The 19,826-nt window shown below is 64.3% G+C and carries 20 protein-coding genes and 1 tRNA gene; 17 read left to right on the top strand and 4 right to left on the bottom strand.

Annotation, left to right across the window (positions count from 1 at the left end):
* The first annotated feature begins 76 nt into the window (after positions 1–76).
* The 5 genes from H7A76_RS04215 to H7A76_RS04195 all read left to right on the top strand — a co-directional run bounded on the left by H7A76_RS04215 (position 77) and on the right by H7A76_RS04195 (position 4,290).
* Entirely contained in the window at positions 77–475 is a 399-nt protein-coding gene (locus H7A76_RS04215; protein ID WP_185697348.1) for an acetyl-CoA sensor PanZ family protein, read from the top strand.
* An 81-nt stretch (positions 476–556) separates the two neighbouring features.
* Positions 557–2,776, top strand: coding sequence for an AsmA family protein (locus tag H7A76_RS04210; RefSeq protein ID WP_185697347.1), 2,220 nt, complete (start codon positions 557–559; stop codon positions 2,774–2,776).
* On the top strand, positions 2,773–3,840 hold the full coding sequence (mutY, locus tag H7A76_RS04205) for an A/G-specific adenine glycosylase (protein ID WP_185697346.1): 1,068 nt from the start codon (positions 2,773–2,775) through the stop codon (positions 3,838–3,840). Before H7A76_RS04210 ends, mutY begins: the two co-directional genes overlap by 4 nt.
* Positions 3,837–4,109, top strand: coding sequence for an oxidative damage protection protein (locus H7A76_RS04200; protein WP_185697345.1), 273 nt, complete (start codon positions 3,837–3,839; stop codon positions 4,107–4,109). Before mutY ends, H7A76_RS04200 begins: the two co-directional genes overlap by 4 nt.
* 105 nt (positions 4,110–4,214) lie before the next feature.
* Positions 4,215–4,290 (top strand) — tRNA-Phe (locus tag H7A76_RS04195).
* An 86-nt stretch (positions 4,291–4,376) separates the two neighbouring features.
* Here H7A76_RS04195 and H7A76_RS04190 read toward each other — a convergent pair.
* Positions 4,377–4,832 carry a carboxypeptidase regulatory-like domain-containing protein gene (locus H7A76_RS04190; protein WP_185697344.1) on the bottom strand — a complete coding sequence of 152 codons (456 nt, stop codon included), beginning with the start codon at positions 4,830–4,832 and terminating at the stop codon, positions 4,377–4,379.
* Between the two features lie 232 nt (positions 4,833–5,064).
* Positions 5,065–5,655 (bottom strand): hypothetical protein, encoded by a 591-nt coding sequence (locus tag H7A76_RS04185; protein WP_260497906.1) that lies wholly within the window; start codon positions 5,653–5,655, stop codon positions 5,065–5,067.
* Positions 5,656–5,779: 124 nt separating this feature from the next.
* Here H7A76_RS04185 and H7A76_RS04180 point away from each other — a divergent pair, with 124 nt between their 5' ends.
* From H7A76_RS04180 to H7A76_RS04170, 3 genes are all read left to right on the top strand, one after another.
* On the top strand, positions 5,780–6,109 hold the full coding sequence (locus H7A76_RS04180) for a hypothetical protein (protein WP_185697343.1): 330 nt from the start codon (positions 5,780–5,782) through the stop codon (positions 6,107–6,109).
* Between the two features lie 40 nt (positions 6,110–6,149).
* Positions 6,150–7,124: an alpha/beta fold hydrolase gene (locus H7A76_RS04175; protein ID WP_185697342.1), complete on the top strand. Its 975-nt coding sequence runs from the start codon at positions 6,150–6,152 to the stop codon at positions 7,122–7,124.
* Between the two features lie 133 nt (positions 7,125–7,257).
* Positions 7,258–7,668 carry a hypothetical protein gene (locus H7A76_RS04170; protein WP_185697341.1) on the top strand — a complete coding sequence of 137 codons (411 nt, stop codon included), beginning with the start codon at positions 7,258–7,260 and terminating at the stop codon, positions 7,666–7,668.
* A 74-nt stretch (positions 7,669–7,742) separates the two neighbouring features.
* On the opposite strand, the gene H7A76_RS04165 is transcribed toward H7A76_RS04170, so the two are convergent.
* A complete protein-coding gene (locus H7A76_RS04165) occupies positions 7,743–8,063 on the bottom strand; it encodes a hypothetical protein (RefSeq protein ID WP_068589502.1) in 321 nt (106 codons plus the stop codon).
* Positions 8,064–9,070: 1,007 nt separating this feature from the next.
* On the opposite strand from H7A76_RS04165, the gene H7A76_RS04160 reads away from it, so the two are divergent.
* The 5 genes from H7A76_RS04160 (at position 9,071) to H7A76_RS04140 (ending at position 13,330) form a co-directional block, all read left to right on the top strand.
* A complete protein-coding gene (locus H7A76_RS04160) occupies positions 9,071–9,844 on the top strand; it encodes an ABC transporter ATP-binding protein (protein WP_022639226.1) in 774 nt (257 codons plus the stop codon).
* A 13-nt stretch (positions 9,845–9,857) separates the two neighbouring features.
* The gene (locus H7A76_RS04155; protein ID WP_185697340.1) at positions 9,858–10,619 is read left to right on the top strand and encodes an ABC transporter substrate-binding protein; all 762 of its coding nucleotides are present in this window, start codon (positions 9,858–9,860) and stop codon (positions 10,617–10,619) included.
* A 73-nt stretch (positions 10,620–10,692) separates the two neighbouring features.
* Positions 10,693–11,388 (top strand): ABC transporter permease, encoded by a 696-nt coding sequence (locus H7A76_RS04150; RefSeq protein WP_185697339.1) that lies wholly within the window; start codon positions 10,693–10,695, stop codon positions 11,386–11,388.
* Positions 11,385–12,074 (top strand): ABC transporter permease, encoded by a 690-nt coding sequence (locus H7A76_RS04145; RefSeq protein ID WP_185697338.1) that lies wholly within the window; start codon positions 11,385–11,387, stop codon positions 12,072–12,074. Before H7A76_RS04150 ends, H7A76_RS04145 begins: the two co-directional genes overlap by 4 nt.
* A gap of 47 nt (positions 12,075–12,121) precedes the next feature.
* Positions 12,122–13,330 carry a methyltransferase gene (locus H7A76_RS04140; protein WP_185697337.1) on the top strand — a complete coding sequence of 403 codons (1,209 nt, stop codon included), beginning with the start codon at positions 12,122–12,124 and terminating at the stop codon, positions 13,328–13,330.
* A 258-nt stretch (positions 13,331–13,588) separates the two neighbouring features.
* On the opposite strand, the gene H7A76_RS04135 is transcribed toward H7A76_RS04140, so the two are convergent.
* Positions 13,589–15,172 carry an amidohydrolase gene (locus tag H7A76_RS04135; RefSeq protein WP_185697336.1) on the bottom strand — a complete coding sequence of 528 codons (1,584 nt, stop codon included), beginning with the start codon at positions 15,170–15,172 and terminating at the stop codon, positions 13,589–13,591.
* A 302-nt stretch (positions 15,173–15,474) separates the two neighbouring features.
* On the opposite strand from H7A76_RS04135, the gene H7A76_RS04130 reads away from it, so the two are divergent.
* The 4 genes from H7A76_RS04130 to H7A76_RS04115 all read left to right on the top strand — a co-directional run bounded on the left by H7A76_RS04130 (position 15,475) and on the right by H7A76_RS04115 (position 19,826).
* Positions 15,475–16,392 carry a LysR substrate-binding domain-containing protein gene (locus H7A76_RS04130; protein ID WP_185697335.1) on the top strand — a complete coding sequence of 306 codons (918 nt, stop codon included), beginning with the start codon at positions 15,475–15,477 and terminating at the stop codon, positions 16,390–16,392.
* Between the two features lie 172 nt (positions 16,393–16,564).
* Positions 16,565–17,656: an ABC transporter ATP-binding protein gene (locus H7A76_RS04125; RefSeq protein WP_185697334.1), complete on the top strand. Its 1,092-nt coding sequence runs from the start codon at positions 16,565–16,567 to the stop codon at positions 17,654–17,656.
* Between the two features lie 210 nt (positions 17,657–17,866).
* A complete protein-coding gene (locus H7A76_RS04120) occupies positions 17,867–18,979 on the top strand; it encodes an ABC transporter substrate-binding protein (protein WP_185697333.1) in 1,113 nt (370 codons plus the stop codon).
* A 10-nt stretch (positions 18,980–18,989) separates the two neighbouring features.
* Positions 18,990–19,826 (top strand): ABC transporter permease, encoded by an 837-nt coding sequence (locus tag H7A76_RS04115; protein WP_185697332.1) that lies wholly within the window; start codon positions 18,990–18,992, stop codon positions 19,824–19,826.

Genomic DNA, 19,826 nt, shown 5'->3' with positions numbered 1-19,826 from the left:
AGAAAGCAAACTGCTACCACCTTTTTTGTCGCGACTGCTCTGGTGGTCGCCGCCCACCCTCTCCCCAGGAACCCCCATGCCCATCGTTGTCCAAGCGCTGTACGACGCCAGCCCCCAGGACCAGCAGGACCTGCGCAAGATCTACCAGGACGCCCCGGACTGGCTGTTCGCTCCCCATGCCGATGCCCCGCAGCTGATCGCCCATGCCCTGGGGGACGCCAGCCTGCTGGCGGCGCGCTTCAACGACCGCTTGCTGGGAGCCGGGTATCTGCAACGGCACTCGGACGGCTGGTCCCTGTCCCACCTTTGTGTGCGCCAGATCACCCGGCGCCGCGGCGTGGCCGAACGCCTGGTGAGCCAGGCCCGGGAAATGGCCCGGACCGAGGGGGCGAACCTGTACCTGCTGGCTCCGGCCGGGCATCTCGAGGCCCAGGCCCTGGCGGCCAAGCTGGGGCTTGAGCTCAAGCACCCCTAGACGGTTTGGGTCAACAGTCGCCAGGTCCGGGGCGTTATACTGCCCCGCTAAATTTTGAATTCGACATACAAGGACTCGCCCATGAAAGCGCTCGGCAAAATCCTGGGTCTGGTAATTCTCGGGCTGTTACTGATCATCGTGGCTCTGGGCTTCGCCCTGACCCACCTGTTCGACCCCAACGACTACAAAGACGAAATCCGCCAGATTGCCCGGGACAAGGCCCACATCGAGCTGACCCTCAATGGCGACATCGGCTGGAGCCTGTTCCCCTGGCTCGGCCTGGAACTGCACGACGCCGGGGTGGCCACCCTGGCCAACCCCACCCAGCCTTTCGCCGACCTGCAGATGCTGGGCCTGTCGGTTCGCGTGCTGCCATTGCTGCGCCGCGAAGTACAGATGAGCGACGTCCGGGTCGAGGGGCTGAACCTGCGCCTGGCCCGCGACAAGGACGGCCACGGCAACTGGCAGGACATCGGCAAGGCTGCGCCGGCCGACCGCCAGGCCGAGACGCCTGCCACCAGCACCGGCGAAACCGGCGAGGCTGCGGCCAGCGCGGAAAAACCCGCGCAGCCGATCCGCCTGGATATCGACAGCCTGACGGTGAACAACGCCCGGGTCGAATACAACGACGAACAGACCGGCAAGCAGTTCACCGCCGAGAGCATCCAGCTCAGCACCGGGCCGATCCACGAAGCCACCAACACTCCGGTCAAGCTCACCGCCTTCCTGGCCAGCAGCCAACCGGCGGTGCGCGTGCGCACCGAGCTCAACGGCGAACTGCGCTTCGACCGTGCCCTGCAGCGCTATCAGTTCGAGGACATGCGCTTGTCCGGCGAGGCGGCCGGCGACCCCTTGCAAGGCAAGACCCTGACCTTCTCCGCCCAGGGCCAGTTGCTGCTGGACAAGGCCGCCAACGTCGGCCAGTGGACCGGGCTGAAGCTCTCCCTCAACCAGCTGCGGGCCCTGGGCGAACTCAAGGTCAATGACCTGGACAAGACGCCGCAGATCAGCGGCGGAATCTCCATCGCCCAGTTCGACCTGGCGAAATTCGTCGACAGCATCGGCCAGACCCTGCCGGCCATGGCCGAGGGCAGCCTGAGCAAGGTCGAGCTGGCCAGCCGCCTGCAAGGCACCCCCACCAGCCTGGCCCTGGAAGATCTCGCCCTGAAGCTCGACGACAGCACCTTCAGCGGTCGCCTGGCCATCGAGGACTTCGCCAAGCAAGCCCTGCGAGCCCAGCTCAAGGCCGATACCTTCAACGTCGACCGCTACCTGCCGCCCAAGTCCGCGGCAGCCAACAGCGCCGCCGCGGCCCGCAAGGCCGAAGTACAGGGTAGCGAGGCGGCTGCCGCGGGCGGCACCACGCCGCTGCCCGACGCACCGACCAAGGGCGCCTGGAGCACCGACCGCCTGCTGCCGGTGGAACGCCTGGCCCAGCTCGACGTCGACGCCGACCTGAACTTCGGCCAACTGACCCTGGACAAGCTGCCGATCCAGAATGCCGCGCTCAAGGCTTCCGGCCAGGATGGCCTGCTGAAACTCGCCAACCTGCGCGGCGAGCTGTTCAACGGCAGCTTCGAGGCCAATGGCACCCTGGACGTGCGCCAGAGCACCCCGAAACTGAGCCTGCAGACCCGGATCAACCGGGTGCCGGTGGAGCGCATCCTGGAAAACCAGGGCCAGAACCCTCCGGTCAAGGGCCTGGTCACCCTGAGCAGCAACCTCACCGGCAACGGCAACAGCCAGAAGGCGCTGATCGACAGCCTCAACGGCACCGCCAGCTTCGCCATCAACAACGGTGTGCTGCTCAACGCCAGCATCGAGCAACAGCTGTGCCAGGGTATCGCCGTGCTCAACCGCAAGAACCTGACCAGTACCCCGCGCGGCAAGGACACCCCGTTCCAGGAGCTCAAGGGCAACCTGACCTTGCGTAATGGCGTGGCCAGCAACCCGGACCTGAAAGTGCGCATCCCCGGCATGACCGTCAACGGCAACGGCGACATCGACCTGCGCGTGCTGGGCCTGGACTATCGCGTGGGCATCGTCGTCGAAGGCGACCTGAGCGATAACCCGGACCCGGCCTGCCAGGTGGGCGAGCGCTTCCGTGGCATCGAGCTGCCGCTGCGTTGCCGTGGCCCGCTGGAGCTGGGCGCCAAGGCCTGCCGCCTGGACAAGGACGGCCTGGGCCAGGTGGCCGCCAAGCTGGCCGGCGACCGCCTCAAGGAAAAGATCGACGAGAAACTCGGCGACAAGGTCAGCCCGGAACTGAAGAACGCAATCAAGGGGCTGTTCAAGCGATGAGAGCCGAGGCTTTTTCCAGCGCGGTGCTGGATTGGTATGACCGTCACGGGCGCCACGACCTGCCCTGGCAACAGGACATCAACCCGTATCGGGTCTGGGTCTCGGAGATCATGCTGCAGCAGACCCAGGTCAGTACCGTGCTCAACTACTTCGACCGCTTCATGGCCTCCCTGCCCACGGTGCAGGCCCTGGCCGAGGCACCGGAAGACGAAGTGCTGCACCTGTGGACCGGCCTGGGCTACTACACCCGGGCGCGCAACCTGCAGAAGACCGCGAAGATCGTGATGGCCGAATACGGCGGCGAATTTCCCCGCGACGTGGAAAAACTCACCGAGCTGCCAGGCATCGGGCTGTCCACCGCCGGGGCCATCGCCAGCATCAGCATGGGCCTGCGGGCGCCGATCCTCGATGGCAACGTCAAGCGGGTCCTGGCGCGCTTTACCGCCCAGGAGGGCTACCCGGGGGAACCCAAGGTGGCCAAGCAGTTGTGGGCGACCGCCGAACGCTTCACGCCCCACTCGCGGATCAACCACTACACCCAGGCAATGATGGACCTGGGGGCGACCTTGTGCACCCGTAGCAAGCCCAGCTGCCTGCTGTGCCCCCTGGAGCGGCACTGCGAAGCGCACATGCTCGGCCTGGAAACCCGCTATCCGGTGCCCAAGCCACGCAAGGAAGTCCCCCAGAAACGCACCCTGATGCCCATGCTGGCCAACCGCGAAGGCGCCATCCTGCTCTACCGCCGCCCTTCCAGCGGCCTCTGGGGCGGGCTCTGGAGCCTGCCGGAACTCGATGACCTGGACGACATCCAGCACCTGGCCCTGCAACACTCCCTGGAGCTGGGTCAACACCAGCAGATGCCCGCCCTGGTACACACCTTCAGCCACTTCCAGCTGGCCATCGAACCCTGGCTGATCCGGGTCGAAGAGTCGGCCCTGCACGTCGCCGAGGCCGACTGGCTCTGGTATAACCTCGCCACCCCGCCGCGCCTGGGCCTTGCCGCCCCGGTGAAGACACTGCTCAAACGCGCGGCTGAAGTATTGAATGCAGGAGAGTCGTCATGACCCGCACCGTAATGTGCCGCAAATACCAAGAAGAACTGCCAGGCCTGGAACGTCCGCCGTACCCGGGCCCCAAGGGCCAGGATATCTACGAGCACGTCTCGGCCAAGGCCTGGGGCGACTGGCAGAAGCACCAGACCCTGCTGATCAACGAAAAGCGCCTGAACATGATGAACGCCGAGGATCGCAAGTTCATCCAGGCGGAAATGGACAAGTACTTCTCCGGCGAGGAATACGCCAAGGCCGAAGGTTACGTGCCGCCAGCGGAGTAAAACCGCTGCAAATCCGGGGGCGGATCGTAAGCGGCGGTAATAATTAAACTTTTTTTCAAAACTTGCTTGACGCCCCCCTGAAAAACCCGTTTAATGCGCCCCGTTGCCCAGATAGCTCAGTCGGTAGAGCAGGGGATTGAAAATCCCCGTGTCGGCGGTTCGATTCCGTCTCTGGGCACCAAATACCGAAAACCCTGAATCGAAAGATTCAGGGTTTTTTTTATGCCCGGCATTCGGCGCCATCAGGCTCAGGCCTCAAGACTGCGCTCAATAGCTATCCCAATGAACGTTGAGATCGCGCCGGGCGCTAGCGGCGACATCGATAGTGCTACGCCGCTCCAGGCCCTTGCGGGTAGTGACGACCTGGAACTTGCCGGGGGGCAGCTGCACATAGACGATCGGCCCTACCCCGGCCAGGTTCAGCAGGGAATGCCCCTGGGCATTCTCGATCGCCACGTCCACATCCGAGGTGTACTGGTTCTGCGGGCCGACGGAAAACGTCAGGTGCAGGTTGTAGCCCGTCACCTGCTGGATGGCCCGCGACTCATCCAGGCCGATCCCGCCGTTGAGGTAGGCGATGCCGTTTTGCTGTTGCGGCACCAACTGGACGCCGGCCGGATCGATCGGCTCGCTGCTGGCGACAGCGCCCAGTACGCTGGACGATGCCAACGCAAGCAGCAACACGGCGAGCGCCGACATGATACGAATGGAAGAGCATTTCATGATGACCACTCCCGGGTTCGTTACGAACCACTGCAATGGGACGCCACCATCAAGCCTCCAGCCCCAGGATCGGTAGCGCCCGGGTCTCCCCTATTGCATCTCGAATGGCCGCGCCACGGCAGCCTTGCACAGCCGGCCCGCCTCAAGCTCCCAAGCCCCAGTGTACGCCCCGATGCCGATGGCTTTAGACCGATTCGGCACCACGGCTTGAGCAAAGAAGCCTAAGGCCGCCTCAGTCCGCCCCTGCCTCCATCAGCCCCTGGAGCGCCGCGTCGGCCTCGGCCCGCTGCACCGGGGTCGGCCCGGCGGCGAACCGGCTGCGCCCTTGGTCCAGGGCCAGGTAGGCGTTGTCGCCATCGCCCCAGATGTAGGAGTAGATGAACAGGAAGCTGTCGGAGTCGGGCTGGCAGAAGGCGGCGACGCCACGCAAGGGCGCCAGCAGCTGGATCATCTCGCCATAGTTGTCGGTGAATTCCAGCAAGGCGAACTGCCAGCGGCCAGCCTTGGGGTCATAACGTGAATACGCACCGGGGCCCATCCAGATCTCCACCGCTTCCTGCAGGCTCCGCGCCCCGGAGTCGCGCAACGACTCGGCATCCACCAGGCCCGGGCCGTACATCTGCTTGCTGTTGAACCATTGCTGCCAGTCGCCATAGGCCAGTGCCGGGCGCGGCGTCGCTGCCATGGCCTTGGCATAGTCTTCCGGCGTCATGTTGCAGCGCAGATAGACCGAAGACGGCTCGTTCGCCCGCACCTGTCCGCCAGCGGTCATGAGCACCGCCAGCACCAGCCCCTTCCATGAGCACCACCGCATCATCGTCATTCCCGATCCTTGCAAAAAAAGAGCGCCAGCATACCTTTGCGCCGCCAATGACAGGCCACGGCGTTATCACGAAGGGCCTCTCGCAGAGTAAAGTGACCATCGCCTCGCAAAGGAACGGCCCGCAGTGAACCAGAAACGAACCCGCATCCCCCTGCCCCACCCCAAGCCCGGAAAGACCGGCAAGGGCGCCTGGGTATTCCTGCTGATAGGCAGCGTGCTGCTGGCAGTCACCGCACTGCTGGGCTGGACCCTGGCGAGCGCGCTGCAGGACGGCCTGATCGTCACCCGCAACCGCGCCGGACCGAAACTCGCCTACAGCCAGGCACAACAGCCCACCCAGTTCTATGGCGAGCTGCTCTGGCAATGCGCCAGTACCCTGTTGCTGGGCGCACTGGCAGTAGCCACGCTGTGGATCGGCCGGGTATTAATGGGCACCGACAAACGCCGCCGCTGAACCTGAACCCCTCACTTCGGCCATCCAGGAACAACCTCCCATGTCCCTGTTGTCATCCCCCGAACTGCCCGTCTCGGCCCCCGCCAAGGTCGAGCCTGCCAGCGGTCCCAGCGAGAGTTTCAACGAACCTGCCGCAGACGGCTTGCTGATTGGCGGCTTTGCCTGGCGCCATGCCCAGCCTGATCCTCGGCGCCCGGTGGTGATCATCAGCGCCGCCACCTCGGTGCGCTGCCGCTACTATTTTCGCTTCGCCGATTATCTGTTCGCCCACGGCTTCGACGTCATGACCTATGACTACCGTGGCATCGGCGAATCGCGACCAGCCTCGCTCAAAGGCTTCAAGGCTTCCTGGTCGGACTGGGGCACCCTGGATTTCGAAGCCATGCTGCAACGCGCCCAGCGTGAATTCCCCGGCCAACCGATCGACGTCGTCGGCCATAGCTTCGGCGGTTGCGCGGCGGGCCTGGGCACCTCGGCGGGATTGATCCGGCGCATGGCGACCATGGGCGCGCAATTCGCCTACTGGCGAGACTACGCCCCGGCGGAACGCTGGCGGATGCTGGGCAAATGGCATGTGGCGATGCCCCTGCTGACCCGCCTCTATGGCTATTTTCCCGGCAAGCGCCTGGGGTGGATGGAAGACACCCCGGCCGGGGTGGTCCGCGACTGGAGCACCCCGCACCCACGCTACGAAGGGCGCCCCAGTGGCCGCAAGATCGCCGCCCAACGCAATGGCCAGCCTTTCGCCCATGTCACGGCACCGATCCTGGCCATCAGCCTCAGCGACGATCCGTTCGGCACCGTGGCCGCCATCGAACGCCTGCTGGGCTATTTCCACAACAGCCCATGCACTCACCTGCGCATTACCCCGCAAGACATCGGCGAAACCGAAGTCGGCCACTTCGCGTTCTTCCACAGCCGTTTCGAGACCCGGCTGTGGCCGATCATCCTTGGCTGGCTACGCCACGGCGAACTGGATAGCCGCAGCCCGGGGCGCATCATCCCCAGGAACTGAGCCCCGGCAGGCACCGCCTCCCGGCCGAAGGCAGGTGCCCCACCGCCGATTTACTGGCATCCTTGCCCGCCTCACCGACCGCCACTGCACGGCGGCCATGCGATACACCTTCAGGCAACCAGGTAGCACGCCCATGGCATCTGCGAACAAGCAACACAAAAGGGCCCAGCGGGCGAAAACCAAGGCCAAGCAAAACCGCGCCAAGCGCACTGCACCGGCCTCGGAACTGGACCTCGATCCCAACGACAGCCGCATCGACTTCGAATCGGTGGACCTGACCGAGCTGTTCGTGAAAATGCGCGACGCCGAGAAAACCAGCCAGCAGGCCATGTGCGCGGCGTTCCTGGCGGACCCGTTGCTGGAACTGGTGTATGAGCAGGAGGGCGAACAAGGCGCCACCGACTTCATCCTCGCGGCGCTGATCGAATACCGTAACTGGTCCACCGAGGCCGACGAAGCCACTGCGCTGGCCTGGATCGAATCCGAGGCCTTCCAGGTCGACTACCTCGCCGCTTCCCAGGCCCTGTTCAGCAAGGAAGGCTGAACGAGCGGCAAGAAAAAAGGGCGCATCCTGTGGATGCGCCCTTTTGCATTTCAGCTACTAGAGCTACCTGATACTCAGGCCGCTTCCAGCCGTGGGATTTCCATGCCGATGCGCGAGCTGGCGAAATTCAGGTCACCGCTGGCGATGGACTGGGCCTTGAAGCCGGCGCCGATCAGGTCACGGACGAACAGCTTGTTGTAGATGAACATGAACACCAGGTTGCTCAGGCCGAAAGTGAACATGGACAGCAGGAACATGATCGCTGCCCATTTCCAGTCGGCGCGAAACAGGGCCGGGATGAAACCGAAGAAGAACACGGTCCAGGAGAAACCGACTGGCGCTTCCTTGATGGCCCCGGTGTTCGGGTTTTTGAAGATGATTTTGGTGAACGCCATGTGCGTCTCCTTGCCGCCCCGTTATGAGGAACCAATGACCGGGCGATCACCATTGGAACCAGTGCTAGGTTCTTCGGGCAGGGACCATCGACCACGCCAAGGGCGAGTGCAAACCGGTCAAGAGCTGGAAAGGCGAGGCGTTTCAAGGGAAAGCGGCGGATCCGCAGGTTCCGACAAGCGTTCAATCCCTTGTACAACAGCGCTATTCCATAGCTCCTCTCACGCTGGCACGCAAGAGCTCTTATCGAAGAGCGCGCAGGCTACTATTTCACCTGCATGCTGTCCATGAAACCTCATGTAACAAGTCACAAATCCAATAAAAACGGCCTCTGTCTATGTCGACAGCGGTCTTTTTGACTTCCAGGCGATCAATTGATCCGCCCCGGCGCCCAGGCTCGACCGGCGCGTCCCCGAATACCGCTACAGCGACGCCGACAGCCCCACGCCGGACCCGGTGCTGGGGGTCCTCGCTTCCAGGAACAAGAAAAGACTAACTCCACCCGGCCCGGGTTCGTTCTCGCAAAAAGGCGGTCTCGCAGCACGCCTTGATTACCCAGGCCATAAAGGCAGGTACAGAGCCAACAGCCCGGGACCACACCTTTCCGAAAAGATCGGCAACCCATTGAACTCGATGGCTTTTTTCCAGGTCATTGCTCGGCATTACAGCCATCAGCCGCCCTCGTCCGGCAAAAACACGGTCAAAACGCGTGGGATACCCAATTAACCGACAGATCCATGACCTTTGGCCCGTTAACCCTTCCAACACCCGGCCAAAGCTGGCACCATCGCGCCTTTTTTTACGCGACACCCGCCGGATCCAGGGTTCAAACGGGCGTTCGGTTGTTGATGGGGCGACAGTCAGCTGTGCCGATGCGACAACCTGCCACACGTCGCTCGTTTACCTCCGGCAGCGCTGTTGGCTGCGATTCGAACCCTATGCTAGCTTGGCGCCTCGCCAGGAAGGCCGCCCAACAGCAGGAGCACATTGAACTCTATGAGGACCGCACATGGCTGAGGCCACGCCCGCGCTTGAAATCCGCAACTTGCACAAACGCTACGGCTCACAGGAGGTACTCAAGGGTATCTCGCTGACCGCTCGCGACGGTGACGTGATATCGATCCTGGGTTCCTCCGGTTCCGGCAAGTCCACTTTCCTACGCTGCATCAACCTGCTGGAAAACCCGCACCAGGGCCAGATCCTGGTAGCCGGCGAAGAGCTCAAGCTCAAGGCCGCGAAGAACGGCGAGCTGATCGCCGCCGACAGCAAGCAGATCAACCGCCTGCGCAGCGAAATCGGTTTCGTATTCCAGAACTTCAATCTCTGGCCGCACATGAGCGTGCTCGACAACATCATAGAGGCACCGCGTCGCGTGCTGGGCCAGAGCAAGGCCGAGGCCATCGAGGTGGCCGAGGCCCTGCTGGCCAAGGTCGGCATCGCCGACAAGCGCCACGCCTACCCGGCCCAGCTCTCCGGCGGCCAGCAACAACGCGCCGCCATCGCCCGGACCCTGGCGATGCAACCCAAGGTCATCCTGTTCGACGAGCCGACCTCGGCCCTGGACCCGGAAATGGTCCAGGAAGTCCTCAACGTGATCCGCGCCCTGGCCGAAGAAGGCCGCACCATGTTGCTGGTCACCCATGAAATGAGTTTTGCCCGCCAGGTCTCCAGCGAAGTGGTGTTCCTGCACCAGGGTCTGGTAGAAGAGCAAGGTTCGCCCGAGCAGGTCTTCGAGAACCCGCTTTCGGCACGCTGCAAACAATTCATGTCCAGCAACCGCTAACGGAGCTAAACGCATGCAGAGCTATAAGAAAGTCCTCCTGGCCGCTGCCGTCACCCTGGCCTTCAGCGCCAGCGCCGCCGCCGAGACCCTGAAGATGGGCATCGAGGCAGCCTACCCTCCCTTCAACAACAAGGACGCCAGCGGCCAGGTCGTCGGTTTCGACAAGGACATCGGCGACGCCCTGTGCGCCAAGATGAAGGTCGAGAAATGCGAAGTGGTCACCTCCGACTGGGACGGCATCATCCCGGCCCTGAACGCCAAGAAGTTCGACTTCCTGGTGTCCTCGCTGTCGATCACCGACGAGCGCAAGCAGGCGGTGGACTTCACCGATCCGTACTACTCCAACAAGCTGCAGTTCATCGCACCGAAGAAAGTCGATTTCAAGGTCGAGAAGTCCTACCTCAAGGGCAAGGTGATCGGTGCCCAGCGCGCGACCCTGGCCGGTACCTGGCTGGACGACCGCAACATGGAAGACGACTACGGCGTCAGCATCAAGCTCTACGACACCCAGGAAAACGCCTACCTGGACCTGCTCTCCGGTCGCCTGGACGGCATCCTGGCCGACAAGTACGTGCAGTACGAATGGCTCAAGAGCAAGGACGGCCAGAACTTCGAGTTCAAGGGCGAGCCCGTGGTCGAAAGCGACAAGATCGGTATCGCCGTGCGCAAGGGCGACCCGCTGCGTGAGCGCCTGAACAAGGCCCTGGTCGAGATCAAGGCCGACGGTACTTACAAGAAGATCAACGACAAGTACTTCCCTTTCAGCATCGAATGATCCTGCATTGCCCGGCCGGCGCACTCCCCTGAGTGCGCCGCTCTCCTGCAACGCCTTGCGATATGACTAGACCATGAATCTCGACCTATACGGATTCGGCCCGGCGCTCGCCGCCGGTGCGCTGATGACCGTCAAACTGGCCCTGGCCGCCCTATGCCTGGGGCTGGTGCTCGGCCTGGCCGGCGCACTGGCCAAGACTTCGCCCTACAAGCCCCTGCAATGGCTGGGCGGTGCCTATTCGACCGTGGTGCGCGGCGTTCCGGAATTGCTCTGGGTCCTGCTGATCTATTTCGGCACGGTGAACGGGATGCGCGCCCTGGGCGAGTTCCTCGGTTACCCCGAACTCGAACTCAACGCCTTCGCCGCCGGGGTCATCGCCCTTGGCCTGTGCTTCGGCGCCTATGCCACCGAAGTGTTCCGTGGAGCGCTGCTGGCGATTCCCAAGGGTCATCGTGAGGCCGGCATGGCCCTGGGCCTGTCCAAGCGGCGTATCTTCACCCGGCTGATCATGCCGCAGATGTGGCGCATCGCCCTGCCGGGCCTGGGCAACCTGTTCATGATCCTGATGAAGGACACCGCGCTGGTCTCCGTGATCGGCCTGGAAGAGATCATGCGTCACGCGCAGATCGGCGTGACCGTCACCAAGCAGCCCTTTACCTTCTTCATGGTCGCGGCCTTCATGTACCTGGGCCTGACCATCATTGCCATGACCGCCATGCACTTCCTGGAAAAACGTGCCGCTCGCGGCTTTGCGAGGAGCACGCAATGAACTGGGAAGTGATCATCAAGTGGCTGCCGAAACTGGCCCAGGGCGCCACCCTGACCCTGGAACTGGTAGCCATCGCCGTCATCGCCGGCCTGCTACTGGCCATTCCCCTGGGCATCGCCCGCTCGTCCCGCCTGTGGTACGTGCGCCTGCTGCCCTACTGCTACATCTTCTTCTTCCGCGGTACTCCGCTGCTGGTGCAGCTGTTCCTGGTCTACTACGGCCTGGCGCAGTTCGACAGCGTGCGTGAAAGCGCCCTGTGGCCCTACCTGCGCGATCCGTTCTGGTGCGCCACCGCCACCATGACCCTGCACACCGCGGCCTATATCGCCGAGATCCTGCGGGGTGCGATCCAGGCCGTACCGCCGGGTGAAATCGAAGCGGCGCGGGCCCTGGGCATGTCCAAGTCCAAGGCACTGTTCTACATCATCCTGCCGCGCGCCGCGCGGATCGGCCTGCCGGCCTACAGCAATGAAGTGATCCTGATGCTCAAGGCCAGCGCCCTGGCCAGCACCGTGACCTTGCTGGAACTGACCGGCATGGCCCGGACCATCATTGCCCGGACCTACCTGCCGGTGGAGATCTTCTTCGCCGCGGGGCTGTTCTACCTGCTGATGGCCTACATCCTGGTGCGCGGCTTCAAGCTGCTGGAGCGCTGGTTGCGGGTCGAGGCCTGCCAGGGCCGTTGAGCCCTCCCGCTCCCGCCAGGGAGCGGGCCTGCCCCGGATTCGTCACCATGCCCGCCATCCTCCAAGGCCCTGCACTACTGAACCGCTTCCAGGCCTTGGATGCCTTTCTCCTGGAGCACCAGGGGCTCTGGCGCCCACGCCCGTTCCAGCATCTGCAACTGCCCTGGGAAGCCCGTTATCCCGAACTCGCCCTGTGGCTGCGCCAGCGCTCCCTGGCAGACGCCGAAAGCGCCCACAATCACCCGGAACAGCTGGACGCGCCCGCCCCCTTCGCCCAGTTGGCGGCCCAGTCGCGGGCCCTGGCCGAGCTGACGGAGCTGCCCGCCAGCGACCTACCGGCCATGCGAGCGCGGCTGAATGTCGATGTGCCCGGACGCAAATGGCAGCAGATCGAAGCCTTCGCCGCCCGCCTGCAATTCGACCAGACTCCGGCCCACTGGCTCGACTGGTGTTCCGGCAAAGGCCACCTGGGGCGGCGCCTGCTGCAACCGGGGCAATGCCTGACCTGCCTCGAATACGACCCGGCGCTGGTGGCCAGCGGCGAACGACTGAGCCGCCACCATGGCCTGGCCGCCCGCCATGTGCAGCAGGATGTGCTGGCCGATACGGTCGCCGCGCAGTTGGGTGCCGAGCACAGCCCGGTGGCGCTGCATGCCTGCGGCGACTTGCACGTGCGCCTGATGCAGCTCGCCAGCCAGGCCGGCTGCCGCCAGCTGGCCATCGCCCCGTGCTGCTACAACCGCACCAGCGCCAGCCAGTACCAGGGTTTATCCACAGCCGGCCAGGCGTCCGTCCTGCAACTGTCCCTGGACGACCTGGGCCTGCCCATGAGCGAGACCGTGACCGCCGGCGCCCGGGTCCGGCGCCAGCGCGACCAGTCCATGGCCTGGCGCCTGGGCTTCGACCTGCTGCAACGCCAGTTGCGAGGCGTCGACGATTACCTGCCGACGCCGTCGCTGCCCAGCCACTGGCTGGACAAGCCGTTCGCCGAATACTGCCGCGACCTGGCGGCTCTCAAGGCGTTATCCACAAGCGGTGCGCAAGACTGGCCGGCACTGGAAGCCGCCGGCTGGCAACGCCTGGCCCAGGTGCGCAACCTGGAACTGCTGCGCGGCTTGTTCCGCCGGCCGCTGGAGCTTTGGCTGGTGCTGGATCGGGGGATGTTCCTGGAGGACCAGGGTTACCAGGTACGCCTGGGGACCTTTTGTCCGGCGCCGCTGACCCCGCGCAACCTGCTGCTCCTGGCCCAGCGTTGAAGCCCTGCGACAGCCCGTCGCGACCTGTGGATAAGTCTGTTGATTAATGCCAGGCAAGTCCCGGTAAAACAGGGCGTGGAGCCCCCGCATGCAACTGGTCATTTTTTATTCACGAAAATAAACCATCGAAAAAACAGCCAGTTGCAAAAAGATGAGAATGACTTCACAGATTCGTCATCTGCCCGGTCGGAAAACCCATCCATTGTGCATAAGCGCCTGAGCGAAGCGGCATAACACCCCTCGCCCAGGCTGCGGCGGCTACTCGTCGGCCCGCGCCGGAATCCACCATTCCTCGCCCCGCGCCGTGCTGATGTATTCCGGCCAGCGGAAGTCGTGGGGCACCTGGAAGTCCTTGGGCAACAACGGTGCCTGCCAGCGACTGCCACCGATCCCGCCACCCGTGCGCTCGACGAACTCGGCCTTGGCCGCCGCCAGCAATGCCTCGTCGGTGAGCAAGTCCACCAGAGTCGCGGCGATGGTCTTGGCCGCCACTTCGATCATCGGGTCGATGGTCTGGCGAATCCCGCCCAGGGCGTTGGAGACCCAGTCCGGATAGACCACTCCCGGCGGCGCGCTGAGCATCGGCCGGGCCACCAGCAAGCGCACGGTCGGGCAGTGCCAGGTGTATTCCGGGTAGTCGTCGGAGGTCAGGTGTTTCTGCCAGGCTGGCATTTGCAGGCGCAGCTGGCGCTCGCACTCCTGGGGTTCGATCAGCGCCTCGGTGGCCGGCAGAAAGGGCCGTTCCATGGCCTCAAGGCCCAGATTGCGCTGGATCTGGCGGGCGATCTCCCGGGCTTCTTCGTTCCACTGCGGGGCCCCCACCGCCGCCAGGTTGGCGTAGGTGGCCTGGGCCATGACATGGTTGGGCAGGCCACCGCGAGACTTGCACACCCAGGTCTTCTTCCAGCGGCAGCCGGTGGCCATGGCCGCCGCGGCGGCGTTATTGTCCATGACCTGGGAAATGGTCTCGGCCTGCTCGATGGAGTCGCAACGCAGCAGGTACTGGATCTGCGACAAATGCGGCGGCAGGTTGTCGGCCGTGGCTTGGCCTGCGGTGAGGATCGCCTCGTTGTAGCTCCACAACCCGGTGAACGGCAGGGTCGAGCGGCGCAGGCTTTCGTTGAGGGTGTAGAAATGCACCAGGGCATCGTTGGCCCCCGGGGCCCGGGCCGCCAGGTGGTTCTGCGGGATCGGGCTGTAGCGATCGGCGGCGATCCACTGCTCCGGCTCTTCGCAGGTGAAGCTGTAGATGTAGGCGTATGCAATGCCGCAATGGGTGTCCCAGGTGGTGGTGTTGTTCAGCGGCAGCATGTAGGTCGGATGGAAGCTGATGGCCGCATCCAGGTCGTCGTAATAGCCCTTGGCAGCATGGACCGGCTTGGAGGCGCGGAGTTTTTCTGCCGGCTCGCCGAAGAAGCGGATGCTGCCCTGCAAGCCGAATTCCTGCATGGCCGCCTTGGCCGCCAGGGCCCCGCCCAGGGCACTGATGCCCAGGGCCGAGTGCGGGTCGGTATGCCCCGGGGCGAAGCGCGACAGGCCATCGCGGGGTTGCTTGCAGGTGGTGGCGGCCTGGCAGTTGCCCGGTACCGCATCGTACTCGCCATAGGTGGCCAGCAGCGGCCCCTGGCCCTGGCTGAAGGTGGCGCAGAAGGCGGTGGGCATGCCGCCGCTGCCACGCTCGACGGTGAAACCCTCGGCCTCCAGCAACGCCATGTACCAGGCACTGGACTTGTACTCGCGAAACGCCGGCTCGGCGTAGTGCCAGATCAGCTGGTGCCAGTCCGACAATTGCTGGCGGTGGCGTTCGACCCAATCCAGCGCGAATTCTTTGTAGCGCGACATCCTCGGCACTCCTGGTTATCCAGGTCCCGGCCAGTCACGAACTGGGCACATCGGCATCCACCCAGGCCGGCCGGACCTGTTGTCGTTATGGGAATGGTCCGGTTGGCTCAGCCCGGATCGAGGGCCAGTATTGGTGAAGCGCTGGCTACATCAATCAAATTATTTCGCCAGCAATGGCCAAAAAAACTAACCAATTCCACGCTGCCGCGACCCATACTTCGGCGCGGCCTGGTGCATCCCAAGCATCTGTACACACCAGCCCGGATGCCTTCGAAAACCCGTTCTCCCGCCCCGGAGGTTGTATGCGTTTTCCCACGATCAGCGCCTTGCGCGCCCTCGATGCGGTCGCCCGGCTGGGCAGCGTGACCGCCGCCGCCCAGCAGTTGAGCCTGACCCGCAGCGCCATCAGCCACCAGATCATCAGCCTGGAACAGAGCCTGGGCTTCGCCCTGACCGAACGGGTCGGGCGCGGCATCGGCCTGACCCACCAGGGCCAGTGCTATGCCCGCGAGGTACGGCGCATCCTCGCCGACATCCAGGACGCCGGCCGGCTGTTCGATGGGCCGGCGGTGTCCGGCAAGTTGCGCATCAGTTGCAACCCGGGGTTCACCAGTTTCTGGCTGTGCAATCACATCAACAGCTTCCAGCGCCAATATCCCCAGGTACGGCTGCATGTGGTCAACCCGAGCTCCTGGGACGACACCCGCGACCCCGAGGCCGACCTGTTCATCACCTACGGTATCGGCGACTGGCCCGGGCTGCTGGTGGAGCCGATCTTCACCCTGCATTTCTCACCGGTGTGCAGCCCGCGCCTGGTCAACGCCATCGGTGGTTTGAAGACGCCCCAGGACCTGGCCGGCCTGCCCCTGATCCACATGAACGACACCAGCGACTGGCGCGCCTGGCTGGCCGCTGCCGGGGTCGACCAGGTCGACGCGGACAGCGGCATCACTTTCTCCGACGCCCACTGCGCGCAGTCGGCGTGCATCGCCGCCCAGGGCGTGGCCATCGGCGACAGCCTGCTCAGCGGCAACGCCCTGGCCCGGGGGCTGCTGGTGCGGCCGTTCAATATCGCCATCAGCGCCCGGCGCGGCTACTTCCTGGCGATCGATCCGGCCAAGGCTGAAAGGCCTGCGGTGCGGGCCTTCTCGTCGTGGCTTAAATACCAGCTGCAAAACACCACCCAAGGCATCACCGACAGCTTGCTGATCAAGCCTTGAACCTGGGCGAAGGCAGCAGCGGCAACTTGGCCAATGGATAATTTCACTCACCAATGACGCAAAAATTATTCCATTGATGTGCCGTTGCTTTTGCCAATAATGAGCCGACCGCCTGCTGTTCCAACAATAAAAACTCCACAGCGCAGGTCGGCTTTTGCGGGAGAACTCTGTCGTGTCCAGCAGTCCTTCGACTCAACTCAGCGCCCAGGGAATCAGCCAGTACTACGGCAACTTCACGGCCCTGGACGGCATTGACCTCGACGTTCGCCAAGGCGAATTCCTCACCCTCCTGGGCCCCTCCGGCTCAGGCAAGACCACCCTGCTGATGATCCTCGCGGGCTTCCTTTCACCCAGCGCCGGCAAGCTCATGGAGCGTGGCATCGACATCAGCCGGCGCCCGGCGGAAAAACGCAACTACGGCATGGTGTTCCAGGGCTATGCGCTGTTCCCGCACATGAGCGTGGCCGACAACGTCGCGTATCCCTTGCGCATCCGTGGGGTCAAGGCCGAGGAACGCCAGCGCCGGGTCAAGCACATCCTCGAAGTGGTGGGCCTGGGCGCCCACCTGCACAAGAAACCGTCCGAGCTCTCCGGTGGCCAGCAGCAACGGGTGGCCATCGCCCGGGCCCTGGTGTTCGAGCCGGACATGCTGCTGCTCGACGAGCCGCTCTCGGCCCTGGACAAGAACCTGCGCGAACAACTGCAAGCCGAGTTGCAGCGCATCCATCGCCAGGTGGGCACCAGCTTCGTGTTCGTCACCCACGACCAGGGCGAAGCGCTGGCCCTGTCGACCCGCATCGCCATCTTCAACCAGGGGCGCCTGGCGCAGATCGACTCGCCCCAGGACATCTACGACCGCCCCAGCAACCGCTTCGTCGCCGAATTCCTCGGCAAGATGAACCTGTTCCCGCTGCGCGACATTGCCCGCAATGGCGGCCACGCCAGCGGCCGCTGCGGCGACGTCGCCCTGCATGCCGCGCTTCCCGGGGAACTGAGCAGCCAGCCACAGTTGCTGGCGGTACGCCCCGAGCACATGACGCTGCACACCGAACGACCGCAAGCAGGTGAGCACAACGTGCTGCCGGCGCACCTGGGCGAACGGGTGTACCAGGGCTCCAGCACCCACCTGGCACTGAACATCGCCCCGGAGCTGGCACCGGTGAACCTCTCGGTCCCCGGCGATCACCCCGGCGCCCGATTGCCCAGCGGCACCCCGGTGTGGCTGAGCTGGCCGGTACGCCACAGCTTCCTGCTGGAAGCCTGAGCCCCGCGATCAGTCAGGCAATTGCAGGAGCGAGACTTGCCCGCGATGGATTTCAGGGCGCTGGGTTGACCCCGTAACGCTCACGACCGTCGCGAGCAATCGAGCGTCGACCGGCTGCTCCTACAAAGGATCACCACCCCGGTTTTCGTACAGAACAACAACAATCAACGGCTGGCGCCTCGGGCACCGGCCTGGCGAGGACTTGCCCCCATGAGCCAGCACCACCAGCGCGACTGCATCGACATCCTCATCGAAAAAACCCGTGGCGGGCAGATCAGCCGCCGCACCTTCGTCCAGGCCATGGGCCTGCTGGCCGCCGTACCCCTGGCCCTGCGCAGCGGGATCGGCTGGTCGGCGGGCAAGCCCCTGGTGCTGGTCAACTGGGGCGGCGATGCACTGAATGCCTTCCGCGCGGCCTGGGCCGACAGCTTCACCAAGAGCACCGGCATCCCGGTGCGCATCGACGGCGCCGGCCCCACCGAAGGCGCGGTACGCTCGCAACTGGCCAGCGGCCAGCCCAGCTGGGACGTGGTGGACATGGAAGGCTACAGCGCCTTGAACCTGGGCCGCGAGAAGATCCTGCAACCCCTGGACTACAGCGTGGTGCAGCGCGACCAGGTAGCCCCCGGGCTGTCCCATGACTACGGGATCGCCGGCTACATGCTCAGCTACGTGCTGGCCTGGGACAGCGAAAAATACGGCGACAACGGCCCTAGGGACTGGGCGGACTTCTGGAACGTGGAGAAATTCCCCGGCAAGCGCACCCTCTACAAGTGGATGAACGGCATGCTCGAGGCCGCCCTGCTGGCCGACGGCGTGCCCGCCGACCAGTTGTATCCGCTGGACGTGCCACGGGCCCTACGCAAGATCGACGAACTCAAACCCCACGTCCTGTCGTTCTGGGGCTCGGGCGCGGAAAGCCAGCAACTGATGATCGAAGGCGAAGCCTCCATGGGCGTGCTCTGGCACACCCGCGCCACCTTGCTGCGCGAAGACAGCGGGGGCCGGATCAAATGGGGCTATGACAACGCCTTCCTCACCAACAGCAGTTGGAGCGTGCTCAGCAACAACCCGGCGGGTACGGCTCCGGCCATGCAGTTCATCCAGCATGCCCTGCAACCGGAAGGCCAGTTCAAGCTGTTCGAGATCCTCGGCAACGGTCCATCCAACCCGGCCACCCAGAAGCTGATGAGCCCCGAGCAACTGGAGCTCAACTGTGCCTCCGAAGCCAACATGAAGAAGCAGATCCTGCTGGACACCCAGTGGTACGCCGATCACTACTCCAGCACCCTGGAGCAGTACCTGACCCACCTGTCCAAGTGAGGCGCCGACCATGAGTGCGACCCAAACCGCGCGCCTGGAACGCAGCCTGCTGCTGGTACCGCTGCCGCTGTTGCTGGTGCTGTTCTACCTGTTGCCCTTCGTCGGCGTGGTGAGCTGGAGCTTCACCCTGCCCGAACCCGGCATCGAGCAGTACCAGCGCATCGCCAGCGACCCGGCGATCCACGACATGCTGCTGCGCACCCTGCGCCTGTGCCTGACCGTGAGCCTGCTGGCCCTGGTCATCGGCTACCTGCTGGCCTACTGCTGGGTCTTCAGCCCGCCGTTCTGGCAGCGCATGGTGGAGATCTGCGTGTTCATCCCATTCTGGATCTCGGTGCTGGTGCGGGCCTTCGGCTGGCTGATCGCCCTGCGCAGCAACGGCGTGATCAACGACAGCCTGTTGTCCCTGGGCTGGATCGAGCATCCGCTGCAACTGACCCGCAACGAACTGGGGGTGGTGATCGGCATGCTCCACTTCATGATCCCCTATGCCTTGTTCCCGCTGCTGTCGAGCATGCGCCAGCTGGACCAGCGGGTCCTCTTGGCCTCGCGCGGGCTGGGCGCCGGGGCCCTGCGGACGTTCTGGCAAGTGCTGCTGCCGCAGACCCTGCCGGGGCTGCTGGGGGCCTTCATCATGGTCTTCGTGTTCTGCCTGGGCTTCTTCATCACCCCGGTGCTGCTGGGTGGCGGACAGACCGTGATGATCGCCGAGTACGTGTTCCTGCAGATGTTCCAGACCAGCAACTGGGGGCTGGGCGCAGCCCTGAGCCTGGTGCTGCTGGCCCTGGTCAGCGCGCTGATCTGGCTGCTGATGCGCATCACCCGTGTCAACCGACTGGTGGGTTGA

The organism is Pseudomonas sp. MSSRFD41, from assembly GCF_014230245.1.
Classification (GTDB): domain Bacteria; phylum Pseudomonadota; class Gammaproteobacteria; order Pseudomonadales; family Pseudomonadaceae; genus Aquipseudomonas; species Aquipseudomonas piscis.
This window is presented reverse-complemented; position numbering and strand designations above follow the sequence as displayed.

Bases quoted from the DNA above. Each gene is read 5' to 3' on its own strand.
- H7A76_RS04215 (WP_185697348.1), top strand. From the start codon at position 77: ATGCCCATCGTTGTCCAAGCGCTGTACGACGCCAGCCCCCAGGACCAG.
- H7A76_RS04210 (WP_185697347.1), top strand. From the start codon at position 557: ATGAAAGCGCTCGGCAAAATCCTGGGTCTGGTAATTCTCGGGCTGTTA.
- mutY (WP_185697346.1), top strand. From the start codon at position 2,773: ATGAGAGCCGAGGCTTTTTCCAGCGCGGTGCTGGATTGGTATGACCGT.
- H7A76_RS04200 (WP_185697345.1), top strand. From the start codon at position 3,837: ATGACCCGCACCGTAATGTGCCGCAAATACCAAGAAGAACTGCCAGGC.
- H7A76_RS04190 (WP_185697344.1), bottom strand. From the start codon at position 4,832: ATGAAATGCTCTTCCATTCGTATCATGTCGGCGCTCGCCGTGTTGCTG.
- H7A76_RS04185 (WP_260497906.1), bottom strand. From the start codon at position 5,655: ATGACGATGATGCGGTGGTGCTCATGGAAGGGGCTGGTGCTGGCGGTG.
- H7A76_RS04175 (WP_185697342.1), top strand. From the start codon at position 6,150: ATGTCCCTGTTGTCATCCCCCGAACTGCCCGTCTCGGCCCCCGCCAAG.
- H7A76_RS04170 (WP_185697341.1), top strand. From the start codon at position 7,258: ATGGCATCTGCGAACAAGCAACACAAAAGGGCCCAGCGGGCGAAAACC.
- H7A76_RS04165 (WP_068589502.1), bottom strand. From the start codon at position 8,063: ATGGCGTTCACCAAAATCATCTTCAAAAACCCGAACACCGGGGCCATC.
- H7A76_RS04160 (WP_022639226.1), top strand. From the start codon at position 9,071: ATGGCTGAGGCCACGCCCGCGCTTGAAATCCGCAACTTGCACAAACGC.
- H7A76_RS04155 (WP_185697340.1), top strand. From the start codon at position 9,858: ATGCAGAGCTATAAGAAAGTCCTCCTGGCCGCTGCCGTCACCCTGGCC.
- H7A76_RS04150 (WP_185697339.1), top strand. From the start codon at position 10,693: ATGAATCTCGACCTATACGGATTCGGCCCGGCGCTCGCCGCCGGTGCG.
- H7A76_RS04145 (WP_185697338.1), top strand. From the start codon at position 11,385: ATGAACTGGGAAGTGATCATCAAGTGGCTGCCGAAACTGGCCCAGGGC.
- H7A76_RS04140 (WP_185697337.1), top strand. From the start codon at position 12,122: ATGCCCGCCATCCTCCAAGGCCCTGCACTACTGAACCGCTTCCAGGCC.
- H7A76_RS04135 (WP_185697336.1), bottom strand. From the start codon at position 15,172: ATGTCGCGCTACAAAGAATTCGCGCTGGATTGGGTCGAACGCCACCGC.
- H7A76_RS04130 (WP_185697335.1), top strand. From the start codon at position 15,475: ATGCGTTTTCCCACGATCAGCGCCTTGCGCGCCCTCGATGCGGTCGCC.
- H7A76_RS04120 (WP_185697333.1), top strand. From the start codon at position 17,867: ATGAGCCAGCACCACCAGCGCGACTGCATCGACATCCTCATCGAAAAA.
- H7A76_RS04115 (WP_185697332.1), top strand. From the start codon at position 18,990: ATGAGTGCGACCCAAACCGCGCGCCTGGAACGCAGCCTGCTGCTGGTA.